The 14,193-nt window shown below is 65.6% G+C and carries 13 protein-coding genes; 9 read left to right on the forward strand and 4 right to left on the reverse strand.

What is annotated here, in order from left to right; genetic code table 11:
- Positions 1–208: 208 nt before the first annotated feature.
- Positions 209–1,564, reverse strand: a complete 1,356-nt coding sequence (locus tag BCEP18194_RS00485) for a uracil-xanthine permease family protein (protein WP_011349314.1) — start codon at positions 1,562–1,564, stop codon at positions 209–211.
- Between the two features lie 58 nt (positions 1,565–1,622).
- Positions 1,623–2,747, reverse strand: a complete 1,125-nt coding sequence (locus BCEP18194_RS00490) for an aryl-sulfate sulfotransferase (RefSeq protein WP_011349315.1) — start codon at positions 2,745–2,747, stop codon at positions 1,623–1,625.
- 102 nt (positions 2,748–2,849) lie between these two features.
- Between BCEP18194_RS00490 and BCEP18194_RS00495 the strand changes: the two genes are divergently transcribed.
- The 4 genes from BCEP18194_RS00495 (at position 2,850) to BCEP18194_RS00510 (ending at position 7,323) form a co-directional block, all read left to right on the forward strand.
- Positions 2,850–3,806, forward strand: a complete 957-nt coding sequence (locus BCEP18194_RS00495) for a LysR family transcriptional regulator (RefSeq protein ID WP_011349316.1) — start codon at positions 2,850–2,852, stop codon at positions 3,804–3,806.
- A 239-nt stretch (positions 3,807–4,045) separates the two neighbouring features.
- On the forward strand, positions 4,046–6,031 hold the full coding sequence (locus tag BCEP18194_RS00500; RefSeq protein WP_041492389.1) for a gamma-glutamyltransferase family protein: 1,986 nt from the start codon (positions 4,046–4,048) through the stop codon (positions 6,029–6,031).
- 79 nt (positions 6,032–6,110) lie between these two features.
- Complete coding sequence (locus BCEP18194_RS00505; protein WP_011349318.1) at positions 6,111–6,479, forward strand: hypothetical protein; 369 nt, start codon at positions 6,111–6,113, stop codon at positions 6,477–6,479.
- 301 nt (positions 6,480–6,780) lie between these two features.
- Entirely contained in the window at positions 6,781–7,323 is a 543-nt protein-coding gene (locus BCEP18194_RS00510; protein WP_011349319.1) for a hypothetical protein, read from the forward strand.
- 207 nt (positions 7,324–7,530) lie between these two features.
- Here the strand turns inward: BCEP18194_RS00510 and BCEP18194_RS00515 are convergent, their stop codons facing one another.
- Both BCEP18194_RS00515 and BCEP18194_RS00520 read right to left on the reverse strand, forming a co-directional pair.
- Positions 7,531–8,148: an MlaC/ttg2D family ABC transporter substrate-binding protein gene (locus tag BCEP18194_RS00515; protein ID WP_050781523.1), complete on the reverse strand. Its 618-nt coding sequence runs from the start codon at positions 8,146–8,148 to the stop codon at positions 7,531–7,533.
- A gap of 458 nt (positions 8,149–8,606) precedes the next feature.
- Positions 8,607–9,551: a LysR family transcriptional regulator gene (locus tag BCEP18194_RS00520; RefSeq protein ID WP_041492390.1), complete on the reverse strand. Its 945-nt coding sequence runs from the start codon at positions 9,549–9,551 to the stop codon at positions 8,607–8,609.
- A 310-nt stretch (positions 9,552–9,861) separates the two neighbouring features.
- Here BCEP18194_RS00520 and BCEP18194_RS00525 point away from each other — a divergent pair, with 310 nt between their 5' ends.
- The 5 genes from BCEP18194_RS00525 (at position 9,862) to BCEP18194_RS00545 (ending at position 14,192) form a co-directional block, all read left to right on the forward strand.
- Positions 9,862–10,479 (forward strand): HAD-IA family hydrolase, encoded by a 618-nt coding sequence (locus tag BCEP18194_RS00525; protein ID WP_011349322.1) that lies wholly within the window; start codon positions 9,862–9,864, stop codon positions 10,477–10,479.
- Positions 10,480–10,752: 273 nt separating this feature from the next.
- Complete coding sequence (locus tag BCEP18194_RS00530) at positions 10,753–11,523, forward strand: hypothetical protein (RefSeq protein ID WP_011349323.1); 771 nt, start codon at positions 10,753–10,755, stop codon at positions 11,521–11,523.
- Positions 11,524–11,683: 160 nt separating this feature from the next.
- Positions 11,684–12,280, forward strand: coding sequence for a hypothetical protein (locus BCEP18194_RS00535; protein ID WP_157687079.1), 597 nt, complete (start codon positions 11,684–11,686; stop codon positions 12,278–12,280).
- 54 nt (positions 12,281–12,334) lie between these two features.
- A complete protein-coding gene (locus BCEP18194_RS00540; RefSeq protein WP_011349325.1) occupies positions 12,335–12,877 on the forward strand; it encodes a CbrC family protein in 543 nt (180 codons plus the stop codon).
- A 64-nt stretch (positions 12,878–12,941) separates the two neighbouring features.
- Positions 12,942–14,192 (forward strand): metallophosphoesterase family protein, encoded by a 1,251-nt coding sequence (locus tag BCEP18194_RS00545; protein ID WP_011349326.1) that lies wholly within the window; start codon positions 12,942–12,944, stop codon positions 14,190–14,192.
- Position 14,193: the final 1 nt, after the last annotated feature.

Below are 14,193 nucleotides of genomic sequence, written 5' to 3' on the forward strand. Positions count from 1 at the left end.
GAGCGTGTCCGGCGGAGCCGGCGGTTTGCGTGCGTGGCACGGCGGCGCGGAGATCGGGACTGGAAAACCTGAAGCCGGGGCGGCGTCGAGGAGACGCACGCGCCGGCTGGATCGAGTGCCCGCGCCAGGAGGGAGCGGCGATTGTCGGTCGAACCTCGAGCGTCGTCAAGCGGGGCCTGCGCGCGTATCGCGCTGCCGGCCGTCGCCGTTATGCGTCGCGCGAAGGCGCAGTTGCCGCTACCGTGCCTGCCTGTCCCCTTGTCCGCGCCAATGCAGCGAACGCCAGTTGCGTCGCAATGGCCGCGAGCGTGCCGGCCGCCATGCCGTTGCCGAGCACGATCTGCACCGGCGTACCGAAATGGCGATACAGGTTCGGCACCAGGATCGGCGCAAGGCCGACGACGAGCGCGGCCGCGAGCGTGTACTGGTTGGCGCGAGCGTGCAGGTCGACGCTGGCGAGCAGCCGGATGCCCATCACGCCGATCATCGCGAATACGACCAGCGCGGTGCCGCCGACCACGGCGGCCGGAATCGCATACGCGAGCCGCGCGAGCGGTGCGAACAGCGCGATGACGATCAGGATTGCACCGGCGGCAGCCGTCACGTAGCGTGAGCGCACGCCGGTCGTTTGCACGACACCGATATTCTCGGCGCTGGTCACGATCAGCGGCGTGCCGAACAGCGCACCGGCGAACGACGCCAGTGCATCGCCGCGTATCGTCTTCGGCACGTCACGCGACAGCGAGATCGGCTTGCCGCACGTTTCGCCGACGGCGACCGTCTGCGCGGTGGCCTCGGCCATCGAGATCGCGGTGAAGATCAGCAGCGGCAGCGCGGCCAGCACGTCGAAGCGCGGCATCCCGAACGGCAGCCATACCGGATGCGTGAACAGCGGGCCGCGCCACACGTCGGCGAGCGCCGGCATCGCATCGAGCGCCCAGCCGAGCGTGGCACCGGCCATCAGGCCGATCAGCACCGCGAGCCGCCCGAGCGTGCCGCGGAACGTACCGGCCACGACGACGGTGGCGACGATCGTCGCCAGCGCGAGACCGAGCGCGCGTGGCTGAGCGAAATCGGCCGAACCGGGTTGGCCGACGACGATCGTCGCGTAGATCCGGATCAGGTTGACCGACACGAGCAACAGCATCGCACCGACGACGATGCGCGGAAAGAGCCGCAGGCAGCGTGTGAAGACGGGCAGCAGCACCCAGTAGAACGCGCTGGCGAGCAACGCCGCGCCGGCCGCCGTCGGCAGGCCCGATTGCGCGGCGATGCCGGCGAACAGCATCGTCGGTGCGCCGCCGGGCACCATCACGAACGGCATGCGTGCGCCGATCGGCCCGGCGCCGAGCGATTGGAGCAGCGTGCCGATCCCGCACGCGAAGAACGTCGCGCCGATCAGCTGGACCGTCAGCTCCGCGGGCAGCGCGAGCACTTTTGCGATCAGGAACACGGCCGTGATCGGGGACGCGGCCATCGACAACACGTGCTGCAGCCCGAACAGCACGAGCTGCCATGCGGGCAGCCGTGCGTCGACGGGCGTTGAGGTCGGATCGTGCGACACGGCGGGCCCCTTCGAAGCGAACGGCGACGAGCGCCGGAAACCGGCGAAGAACGGAAGGTCAGTCCCGCAGCCAGGGCAGTTGCGCGGCGCTGTAGCGGAATGTCTGGAACACACTGTTGAGCTGGCCCGGCCCAGTCTTGCGCGCGGCTTCGTCCGGGTATTCGGCGAACCACGGAATCACGTATTCCCAGACGACCTCGCCAGCGGGCGTCACTTCGAACAGCCTGCCCGTCGATGATTCCGTGACGTGCGTGTTGCCGTTCGGCAAGCGCTGCGCGTTGCCCATGAACGGCGTGTAGAACAGGTTCACGACGTCGTCCGCGTACGACCACACGACGCGCTGCGTCGCCGGATCGATCTCGACGACGCGCGAAAACACGACGTGCGTGCCGTGGCGGAAATTGCCGTTGTCGAATGCGAGGATGTTGCCGTTCGCGAGCGGCACCGGCGCATGCTGGTGCGACACGACGTCGGGCCCGATCCGCAGGTCGACGCGGCCGGTTGCGCGGTCCACGCCGATGATGCCCGACGTCGTGCGCAGGCTCATCAGCACGCGGCCGTTCGCATCGACCGCGAGGCCGTTGACGAGCGGCCAGTGATAGCGCCCGAAGCCGGCTGCGATCGGGAAATCCTCGGGCCGCAGATGGTCGCGCGCATGCCATTCCCAGACGATCTGCCCGGCCCGGTTGACTTCCCGGATCACGTCCGAATACATCACCTCGTCGTCGCCGTGCGGCGTGCCGCCCGGCACGCGCCGCGCGAACGCGGCGTCGACCGGCTCGCACGCGGCATAGAGCAGGTTGCCGTTCGGCAGCCACTGCGCATCGTGGTGGTGCGCGGGATCCTCGTAGCGCCACACGGTTTCGCCTTGCGGCGTGACTTCGTAGAAGTCGCCGCCATGCCACATCGACCACGGCGCATAGCGTGATTCGGATTGCGGATGATTGCCGTTGTAGCCGAGGTTGCCGTTCGCGAGGATGACCGCATGGCGTCCGGGGCGCACGGGCATTTTCCACTGATGGGCGACCTCGCCGTCGATGCCGACGAGATAGACGTTGCCGTCGGCCGTCTGCGGCGCGATGAGCGTATAGCCGCCCGCTGACAGGGCGGGATCGTGGGCGATGAGGCCGACGCCACGGCGGCGCTGGGTAATCTGGTCGACGGTTGTCACTGCGGTCTCCATTCGAATCGGACACGGGGATGCAGCGGAATCTAGACGATCCGGACGGTCAGTAAAATCGGATTATTCTTGACGCCCTGTTCGGAAAAATCTAACGGACCTCTTATGCGTTCGATATCGCAGACATTCCGCTGTTTCGACGAAGTCGCGAGACGTGGCTCGATTCGCAAGGCGGCCGACGCGCTGCACCTGACCGCTGCGGCGGTGCACCAGCAGATCCGCAATCTCGAGGAGCAGGTCGGCGTACCGCTGTTCGACCGGCTGCCGCGCGGCATGCAGTTGACGCTGGCCGGCGAGATCGTGATCGCGGCAGTGCGGCGCGGCCAGCGCGATTTCGACAATGCGCTCACGCAGGTCGAGGACCTGCGCGCGCTGCGACGCGGGCACGTGAACCTGGCGGTGCCCGCATCCACCGCGGAAAAGCTCGTGCCCGACGCGATCCTTGCCGCGATGCAGCGCTACCCGGGTGTCACGTACAGCGTGCGCTCGGGAAACGGCGAGAGCATCGTGCGCTGGGTCGAGACGGGCGAGGCCGACATCGGCTATGCGCTGCGCCGGCGCACGTCGGCGGGCGTCGTCGAAGTGCGCGCGTTCGCTCAGCCGCTGGGCGTCGTCACGGCACCGGGCCATCCGCTCGCGGCGTCCGGCGGCAAGGTACGGATGCGAGACTGCTTCGCGCATCCGCTGATCCTGATGACACCCGACACGGAACTGCGCGCGATGTTCGACCAGATCGATGCGCGACAGCCGCGCAACGTGCGGCCGCTGGTCGAGACGGGTTCGGTGCCGATGGTGCGGCGTCTTGTGGCCGAAGGCGCGGGCGTCGGCTTCCTGATTGCCGAGAACGTCGCGGAAGACGTGGCCGCCGGCCGGCTCGCATGGACGCCGCTTGCCGATGCGGGGGCGCGCTCGTTCAGCTGCATCTACCAGCGGGCGGACATGAGCGCGACCGTCGCGATGACGATGTTCCTTGCGTTCTTCTCCGAGACGATCGAAGCCATGGAAAGCGGCTTCGCGCCCGACGGCCGGGCAGCCGGCAAGCGCCGTCGGGCAGCAAAGTAAGAGAGCCGCGACGCAACGATATCGGCCGCGCAAGCGCATCGCACTGCGATGCAGTGCAGCACGCGAACCCCCATGCGAGATCGGCGACGTTGCGTACGCAACGTCCGGTCGCATTACGTCATTCCCTTATTGCGGAAAAAATTTTGTTCATGGGACTATCGAACGCGTTGCCGGCGCACCGAGGGGGTCGCAGGCAGCGTGATGTCCATCGCAACGACCTACAAGAACATCGGCAGACAATGAACAGAACAGCGATTTTTCCGTATGCGTCCGCGTTGCTCGCGGCCGCCCTGTTGACGGCATGCGGCGGCGACGTCGAGAACGAAGCAGCCCGCACGCCGACACCTTCCACCGATGCGAGCTGCCTCGCGGTCGACAACAGCGGTGCGACGGTCGTGGTCGGCTCGAACCAGCCGGGCGACCCGTCGTTGCCGGAAGCGTCGTCGGGTTATCGCACCGGGATGAAACCGGTCTACGCGAAGACCTATCTGGTGGCCACGTCCAACGCGTACGCAAGCGCGGCCGGTTGCGCGGTGCTGAAGAAAGGCGGTACGGCCGCCGACGCGGCGGTTGCCGTGCAGGCCGTGCTTGGCCTGACCGTACCCGAAGCGACGGGCCTTGGCTCGGGCGGCGTGCTGCTCTACTACGATGCGCGCGGCAAGACGCTGCAGGCGTACGACGGCCGGGAAACCGCGCCAGCCGCCGCGACGGAGAACTACCTGCGCTACGTCGACGACGCGACCGACCAGTCCGCGCCGCTGCCGAACGCACGGGCGAGCGGCCGCTCGATCGGCACGATCGGCGTGCCGAGGCTCATCGAGGCGCTGCAGCAGGATCACGGCCGGCTGCCGTGGCAGAACCTGTTCGGCGATGCGATCACGCTCGCGACCAACGGCTTCCCGATCGGTGGCCGGCTCGCCGATGCGATCGCGGCGAACGCTGCGAACCTGAAGCGCGACCCCGAGGCCGCCGCGTATTTCCTGAATGCGGACGGTTCGCCGAAGACGCTCGGCACCGTGCTGAAGAATCCCGCGTATGCGCACACGCTGACGCTGATGGCGCAGTCGGGTGCGAATGCGCTGTACACGGGGCAGATCGCGCAGGACATCGTCGCGAAGATTGCCACGACGAAGGGCGCGGACGGTTCGACGCTCACGCCGGGAAAGACGACCGTTGCGGATCTGGCCGCGTACCAGGCGAAGCGTCGCACGCCCGTGTGCACGACCTATCGCAGCTACTGGGTATGCGGGATGCCGCCGCCGTCGTCGGGCGGCATTGCGGTCGCGTCGGCGCTCGGCATTCTCGAGAATTACGACCTGAAGTCGCTGAAGCCGACGGCGATCGATCTCGAAGGCGGCAAGCCGACCGTCGCGGGCGTGCACCTCGTCACCGAGGCCGAGCGGCTCGCGTATGCCGACCGCGACAAGTACGTGGCCGATACGGATTTCGTGCCGCTGCCGGGCGGCACGTGGGATACGCTGCTGAACAAGCCGTACCTGAAATCGCGTGCGGCGCTGATCGACCCGACCAAGAGCATGGGTACCGCACAGCCCGGCAATCTCGGCGCGGTGCCGCTCGGTGTCGACACGACGCTGATCGAGCACGGCACGAACCAGTTCACGATCGTCGACGGCGACGGCAACGTGCTGAGCGCAACGACGACGGTCGAGTCGAGCATGGGCTCGTTCCACATGACCAACGGCTTCCTGCTGAACAACCAGTTGACCGACTTTTCCGCGAACCCGGTCGACAGCGCGGGCAATCCGGTGGCCAACCGCCTGCAGCCGGGCAAGCGGCCGCGCAGTTCGATGGCGCCGACGATCGTGTTCGGGCAGGCCGCGGACGGCTCGCGTGGCGATTTCGTGATGGCGACCGGTTCGCCGGGCGGCGGCACGATTCCGCAATATGTGGTCAAGACGCTCGTCGGCGCGCTTGACTGGGGGCTCGACGCGCAGCAGTCCGCGGGGCTCGTCGACTTCGGCGCGAGCAACAGCCCGACGACCACGATCGGCGGCGAGCACCCGAACGTCAACACGGCGAACAACGGGGCGAACGATCCGCTGATCACGGGGCTGCTCGCGCTCGGGCACAAGGTGTCGACGTCCGCACAGGCGAGCGGCGTCAATACGGTGATGCGCGTGACGGTCGGCCAGTCGCCCGCGTTGCAGGGCGGCACCGATCCGCGGCGTGAAGGCGTCGTGCTCGGCGATACGTTCCGGCCGTAATCGGGCGGTACGCGCACGGCCCCGATCTGCCCGCATTCACCGGCGGGCCATCGGGGCCGCACATCGTGAAGGAGTCGGCATGACGAACGCGCATCTGCTTGAAATGGACGCCATCCTGTCGGTGCCGGGCTTTTTCGACTTCCTCGGCGACCTGGATTGCGACCGCGCGCTGGACAGTCGCGATGCCGAGCCGTTCGATACGCAATGGATGACGTCGTTCGACGAAGTCGACGACGATCCAGGCGCAGCGGTCGACCGGCCGGCCGTAAGCGTGCTGAGGGAAAAGGCGTTCAAGCTCGCGTTCGGCGCGTCGGGGAACGCCGCTGTGGCGGCTTGCGTATCCGACGATATCGAACTCATCGCGAGGAGCAGGTTGTCGGGCAGCATCGACGGCTGGCCGACGCACGTTCTTTGGCATGCTTATAGAAGCGGCCGGTTTCCCTGCTAGCCGTTTCGCTTGCCTGGTTTCTCGATCCGTTGCGATCGATCGCATTGCCGTCGCGGAATGCTCCGCGTGGTGCGCCTCCCAGGTTCATCCAGTCCACCAATCAATCCCGCCGCAAGCCGCCGATTGTCAAACAGTGTGAGTCAATCGTCAGCATTTGCAACGGAAGTAACAGTCCCCGCAAAACAATCGTTTTGCTCGTCCGCGCCGCTACATTAGCTCCACCTGCCGCACGTCGTGGCAAGGCATGCGACAAGCCGCATGAAGGCGGCCCGCAGCAACAACGTCTTTGGGGAGAATGACCATGAACAAGATTCGTACGATTCTGGTGGGTGCTGCACTGACGGCGATGGCGACTTCGGCTGCGTTCGCACAGACGGCCCAGACCGGTGCCCAGGGTTCCGCAGGTGTCGGCGCGCAGGTTCAGACGCCGCTGCTCGGTGGCGGCGTGGGCGTGCAGGCTGGCGCCGGCGCGAATGCGGCAGGCTCGGGTTCGGGTGCGGGCAACGCCGTGGGCGGCGCACTGAACGGCGTCGGCAAGACGGTCGGCGGCGTGGGCTCGGCAGCCGGCAATGCAGTGGGCGGCGCGACGCATGCGGTCGGTTCGGCAGCGGGCACCGCGAAGGATGCCGCCGCATCGGCCGTCCACTCGACGAAATCGCACGTGAAGCACGTCGCAGGCACGGCGAAGAGCCACGCGCAAGGCGCGGTGTCGACGGCAGGTGACGTCGCAGGCGGCGCGAAGGCGAAGGCCGGTGAGGCGCTCGAAGGCGCAACGAACTCGGTGCAGGGTGGCGCATCGGTCGGCGTGAAGGGTTCGGCGTCGGCGCAGGGCGGCGCGCTGTAAGCGTCACGCTTCCCGACACAGCCCGGCCCGCTTCGATGCGGGCCGGGTTTTTTTTTATTGGCGCGCGCGGCGCGCCGTTCATCCCGTTCTCGATATCAGTTCATCCGGCTACGCAGATTCGGCAACGCAAAGTCCGAGATCGAACATGCCTGATCCTGCCGAGGGGACATGGCATCACTCGCACCCATCCAACACCCGCCCCGACGCTCAACGCACAGAGCCGCCGTGATTGGCCATGTCTGCATTGCGCGCGGTGAGCAATGCGATCAGGCCGTCGATGCCGTGCTTGCCGATTTCGTCGCTGAATTGCTGGCGATAAATCTGCACAAGCCACACGCCGAGCAGATTGAGGTCGTAGACGCGCCAGCCGTTCGCCGTGCGATAAAGGCGATAGTCGATCTCGACCGGTTGCCCGTTATAGATCGCGACCGTGCGGACGACTGTATCGGCGCGATTGGCGTCACCGTGTGTGCCGGGATACTGAAATTTCTGATCGGGCGTGAGCAAGCCCAGTGCGCCTGAATACGTGTGAATCAGCAGACGCTGGAATTGTGCGGTGAGTTCGTCCTGTTGCGCGGGCGTGGCCTCGCGCCAGTGGCGTCCCGTCGCCAGACGCGTGGTGCGGCGAATATCCGTGTACGGAAGGATGTCGCGGTTGACGATATCCATGATGCGTGACGTATCCGCGGGATCGATCGCGCGTTTGCGCAATTCGTCCTGCACTTTCTCGGTCGCGGTTTGAATCAATACGCCCGGATCGGTTTGATCCTCGATATGCACATAGTTGCCGCTGTCGCTCGCGCTACAGATTGCCGGGCAGGCCATCGAGCCCAACACAAGCGAACAGCAGACGATGAGTTTTCGGGAATGGTTTCGCATCTTTGCATTGAAAGTGTGCTGCGACAGGGGTGCATTGGTGCGGCAGCCAACTTCAATGAAGTTGGCTGCCGTCAATACAGGAACGCGGCGGCACGCAGTGAACTGTGGCAAAGACGGAGCATGGCGGCCGTGTACGTGATGTCACGCGGTTTCTTGCTCGAAACGACGCCGTGCGGCGTTCCATGTGTTTCAGTTGCGCCGGGGAATAGGGCGGTCGTCGCCAAAGCGTGTCGTGCGATAAGGTGGAGCATGCACCGATAGCCGGATCGCGTCGAGATGGACGGGCGGCAACATATCGTTTCACCTTGCGAAGCGATGCGCGAGTCGTCAGTATTCACGCGCGTCCCGGATGCGAGCCATATTTCGAAGTACGGAACATGGCATCGACAAGAACGCGGACGCGCTCATCCGTTTCCGCTCAGTGCCGCGAGTGCGGCGCTGTCCGCTTCCAGCGCTCGCGGAATCAGCGCATGCAGCGCTTCGATGAAGGTCTTGATTTTCGCATCGAGGTATTGTCGAGACGGGTACAGGACGTGTGCGGTCAGCGGCTGTAACGTATGTTCGGGCAGCACACGCACAAGGGCGCCGCTGCGCATCGCCGGCAATGCGGTCGGCATCGGAACCGCGCCAATACCCGCTTCTTCGCGCAATGCCGTCGCGAGCGCGTCGGCGCCGTTGACCAGGAACGACGCCGGCGGCAGACGAAACGGCTCGTCCCCGTGCGGCCCGTCGAAATGCCAGAGATCGTGCGGAAACAACGACGACACGATCGGCACGCACTGGTGTCCGTCGAGGTCGGCGACACTGCGCGGCAGGCCGTGTCGCGCAAGATACGACGGCGACGCGCAAAGCACGCTGTGCAGTACGCCGAGCCGCTGTGAGATAAGACCCGAATCGGGCAGTGTCGTTGCGGTCAGTTGCAGCGACACGTCGTAGCCTTCTTCGAGCATGTCCGGCACCTTCTGGGACAGCGTCAGGTCGACCGACACCGCCGGATGCTGCTTGCGGAACGCGACGACGGCCGGCACGACGTACGACTGCCCGAAGCTCGTCGGGCTGTGAACGCGCAGGCGACCCGACGGGCGCGCTTGCGCATCTGCCGCCTCTGCCTCGGCTTCGTCAATCGATGCAAATATTTGCTCGCAACGCCGCATATAGCGCTCGCCGGCTTCCGTCAGTGCGATACGACGCGTCGAACGATTGAAGAGACGCGCGCGCAAGTGCGTTTCCAGCGCGCTGATTGCGCGCGATACATATGAAGTCGTCGTGTTCATGCGTGACGCCGCGCCGGTGAAGCTGCCCTCTTCGGCGACGCGTACGAATGCCTTCATGCTCTGCAGTATGTCCACGATTCGTCTGTTGTTGATCCGGCAGAATGCGGGTATCGGATGAAACCCGAAAAGATCTGTCGAAGAGAGTTAATGTGCCGCTAGCAAGCGTGAGGGTCGAGGATAGTCGGGGATGGGGATTTTCCCGCCGCGCTATTGTACGGACTCTCTTCAACGGTTGCGCTGAGACGGGTACTTGCGCGACAAGCCCCTTGCAGCGTGGATGGCCGGCTCTTGATAATCCGCTTCGGCGCGCTGACGAGGGCAGACTCGCCGGGCGCGGTGGTTCGCGTCGGTTTCTGATACTCCAAATGCGATTCAAAGGGATAGCGTGATAAAGGCGATCTTCTTCGACTACGATGGGGTGCTGACGACGGATAGAACCGGGTCGGTCACGACAATCCGATACCTGAGCGGACAGTTCGGCGTCGAGTACGACATTCTTCGGAATGCCTTTGCTCGCCATAACGCGGACCTGTTGCTTGGAAAGACGACGCACAACGCGATATGGCGAGCCGTCTGTGAGTCGGTTCGGCATGAGCTCGATTTCGGCTGGCTTGAAGCGGCATTTTTGAGCACGCCGGCGAACGCCGGAATGTTTGACCTCGCTCGACGCCTGGAACCGTTTTATGCGCTGGGAATCATCACGGATAACAAGAAGGACCGAATCGATTGTCTGCGGAAGGCTCAGCGGCTCGACGATCTGTTCGATCCGATTGTCGTGTCCGCGGAAAGAGGATCAGGCAAGGAAGGGGCTGCAGTATTCGAGTACGCATTAGGCTGTCTCGATGTGAAGCCGGAAGAAGCCATTTTTATCGACAACACACCCGAAAACCTGATTGCCCCGAGACAGTTGGGCATGCACGCGATCCTGCACGATGACAGCCGGAACGATATCGACGGATTGATCGCGACGTTGACGACGGAATTCGATCTCAGGTTGAGCTGACATCGCGTACCTGTTCGTGCTGCCGGTTGGGCTCGTCGCTGGTGCGCCGTGCGACGTCACCGGCACGGGCCCGCGACGGGCGGCGTGCGCGCCCCCTGCCCATTGCCGGTCCGCCATGCTTAAATAGCGGGGCTCCCGGTTGCCGGGCCGCCGCAATCGCGGCGCCGGCCGATACGGGCCAGCATGTCCGATCGACATCGTGACGACAGACGACACCAAAACGCCGTTCCGGCCAGTCCGGCGCGGCCCGATAACATTCCGAGGCTTCACGTCATGACCATCCTGTTCCGTCTTCTCGCGCTCGCCTGCGCGCTCTGGCTGGCCGCCTGCGCAGCGCCGCCCCCGCCGCCCGCCAGCACCAGTGCGTCCGCCGCTGCACCGGATGCCAGCGAACGCCGCGGGCTCGGCACTGCGTGGGGCGAGTCGGTACGATCCGAAACCCGCCAGGTCGATTTCGAACGCGCGGATCCGGCGAAGCCGACGGATCTCGCATCGGTCTACTACAACGATGCGTTGCCCGGACACCCGGCCGCGTCCCAGGTTCGCCGGTTGCCGACGCGTGTCGCGCTTGCCAACGGCGACATCGCGCTGTCGTTTACGGACGAAAAGGGTGCGCCGTTGCGTCTGGCGCGCAGCGATGGCCGCTGGCACATGGCGGGCGTCGAAGGTTCGCGCTACATGATCGTGTTGCGCAACCAGGGGCGCCGCACCTTCGAGGTCGTGTCGAGCGTCGACGGGCTGGACGTGCTGTCGGGCCGGCCGGGCAGCTATACGAACGGCGGTTACGTGCTGTATCCGGGTCGCACGCTGACGATCGAGGGCTTCCGCAAGAGCCGCGACGAAGTCGCCGCGTTTCGCTTCGCGGCAGTGCCCGACAGTTATGTCGCGAATTCCAAGTACGGCGATGCCGCGAACGTCGGCGTGATCGGCGTCGCGGTGTTCGCACAGAAGGAGAGTGAGGAGGAAGCGCTGCGCCGCAACGCGAATCCGTTCCCGGGCAATGACAACGGCTATGCGCCGCCGCCGGTGCCGCGCGGCGAGTGACGGCGCCTCGTGGATCAGCCGCGTGCGTCGTGACGAACGATGCACGCGGTGCGCTCCCGATTCGGGGCTGCCCGAACGGCATGCCCGCGCATGCGATGAACTTCACGACAATCCTGCGCGATTCATGCGGACACGGATCAACCCGACGAAATCGGTTGCGTTGAAGCTCGCGGCGCTGGCGCTGCTGGCCTCGAATGCGGTCGTTGCCTGCGCCGAAACGCCGGCCCCCGAATCGGTGCGGCTCGCCAACGGTCACGAAATCGAATGGGTGCGCCCGGGGTTGGTCGACGTCGATGCAGCCCGCCACCAGAAATCGGCACTGATCGTGCCGGCCGCGCTCCGCCGCGTATTGCGCGATGCATCGAGCCTCGCGTTCCCGTCGGACCATGCGAAGCGGATCGACGGCAAAGACTATCTGCTGGTCGTCGTCAACCGATCGTCGAATAGCAAACCGACCGGATATTGCGGCGCGGGCGAAGAAGGGGCGCTATATGTGCTGGAACTGCACCGCGCCCGTGCGGTGTCGCGCTTTTCGCTGCCGGTTCAAAGCTGCGTCGACTCCATTTCGCTCGACACCCATGATGGAGCGCAATCGCCTTACCTGGCGATCGCGTGGCGCGAAGACCCGATCGGCATCGACATCCGGTGGGAATATCTCGCGCACGGCGGTGCAACGCATCGCGTCTATCGTTTCGTGAACGGCACGTTTGTCGAGGCTGAGGTTCCGCAGTCGCGCGGCCGGGCTGCGGCACAATAGCCGTTCGAATGCGCATCGCGTGCTTCCCCACGTTCCGGATCGACGGAGAGCCTCATGTCGTTACCCGCTTTCAGGTACCATCCCGACCCGCTGGCAACGGGCAGCGCGATCCGCTCGGACGCGCGCTGTGCGTGTTGCGGCGTTGCGCGCGGTTACGTGTACGCCGGCCCCGTGTATGCGGTCGACGAGTATGAGCAATGCATCTGCCCGTGGTGTATCGCCGACGGCTCGGCGCACGCGCGGTTCGACGCAATCTTTACCGACACGGACGGCATCGGTGGCGGCGAATGGGACGAAGTGCCCGACGCGGTCGTCGACGAAATCGCCTGTCGCACGCCGGGCTTTCAGGGCTGGCAGCAGGAACGGTGGTGGACGCATTGCGGCGACGGCGGGCAGTTCATCGGCCGTGCGGGCGCCGGCGAACTGACCACGCTCGGCCCGCAGGCCGTTGCGTCGATTCGGGAGTCGGCCGGACTCGACGAGGGCGCCGAGTGGGAGCGCTTCTTTGCCGCACTCGACAAGGACGGCTCGCCGACAGCGTATATGTTTCGCTGTATCCATTGCGGCGAACTCGGCGGCTACCAGGATTGCGACTGATGGCCTGGTTGGCGGCATCGCACCGCGATCGCAGGCCCTATCGTCATGAAACAGAGGAATCTTCGTGAAGTTCATCCACGCGGCAGACATACACCTTGACAGCCCGTTGCACGGCCTTAGCGCGTATCCCGACGCGCCGGCCGCGCAGTTGCGCAACGCGTCGCGCGAGGCGCTGCGGCAACTCGTGGATCGTGCGATCGAAGAGGAAGTCGCGTTCCTCGTGATCGCCGGCGACCTGTACGACGGCGACTGGAAGGACCACAACACGGGCATCTTCTTCGGCCAGCAGATGGGGCGCCTGCGCAAGGCGGGCATCCGCGCGTTCGTCCTCGGCGGCAACCACGATGCCGAAAGCGAGATGACGAAGAAGCTGACGCTGCCCGACAACGTCACCGTGTTCGGCCACCGCAAGGCGGAAACCCACAAGCTGCCGGAATTCGACGTCGCGCTGCACGGGCAGAGCTTCAAGGACAAGGCCGTCGTCGACAACCTCGCGATCGGCTATCCGGACCCGGTGCCCGGTTACTACAACATCGGCGTGCTGCACACGGCACTCGAAGGCTATGCGGCGCACGCGAACTATGCGCCGTGCACGCTGGCCGAACTGCACGCGAAAGGCTACGACTACTGGGCGCTCGGCCACGTGCACGAATTCCAGCAATGGTCGGGGCCGTCCACCGTGGTGTTTCCCGGCAACCTGCAGGGGCGCCATATCCGCGAGACGGGCCGTCGCGGCGCGGTGCTCGTGACGGTCGAGCAAGGCCGCACGCAGGTCGAGCGGCTGTATCTCGACGTGCTGCGCTGGGAAGCCGTGTCGGTGGACGCGTCCGACTGCTTCACCGTTGCCGACCTTTCGAGAAAGATCGGCCAGTCGCTGGAAGCGCTGCTGACTGTCGACGGCCATGTGCCGCGCGCGGTGCGCGTGACGGTCACGGGGCGCACCCCCGCGCATGGCCTCTTTTTCGGACGCGCGCCGCAGTTGCGTGCGGAGGTGCTGAACCAGATCGGCATTATCGGCAACGAGCGTCTGTGGCTCGAGAAGGTCCGGCTCGCGACGTCCGCGGCCGATCATCAGCCGGGCGAAAGCGAGCAGCTTGAAGCGTTGGAGGACCTGAAGCAGATCCTGGCCGACGCCGCGCGCGATCCGGATTTCCTCGAACTGCTTGAGCGCGACCTGAAACCATTCGTCGGCAAGGTGCGCAGCGACGTGAAGGAAGAGGTGCCGTTGTTGACGATGGCACGCGCGGGCGAGCTCACGGCGCTCGTCGAGCAGGTCGGGCCGGCGTTGCTGGCGCGGCTGGCGAGGGGGGAGTAAG

This window comes from Burkholderia lata, assembly GCF_000012945.1.
GTDB lineage: Bacteria > Pseudomonadota > Gammaproteobacteria > Burkholderiales > Burkholderiaceae > Burkholderia > Burkholderia lata.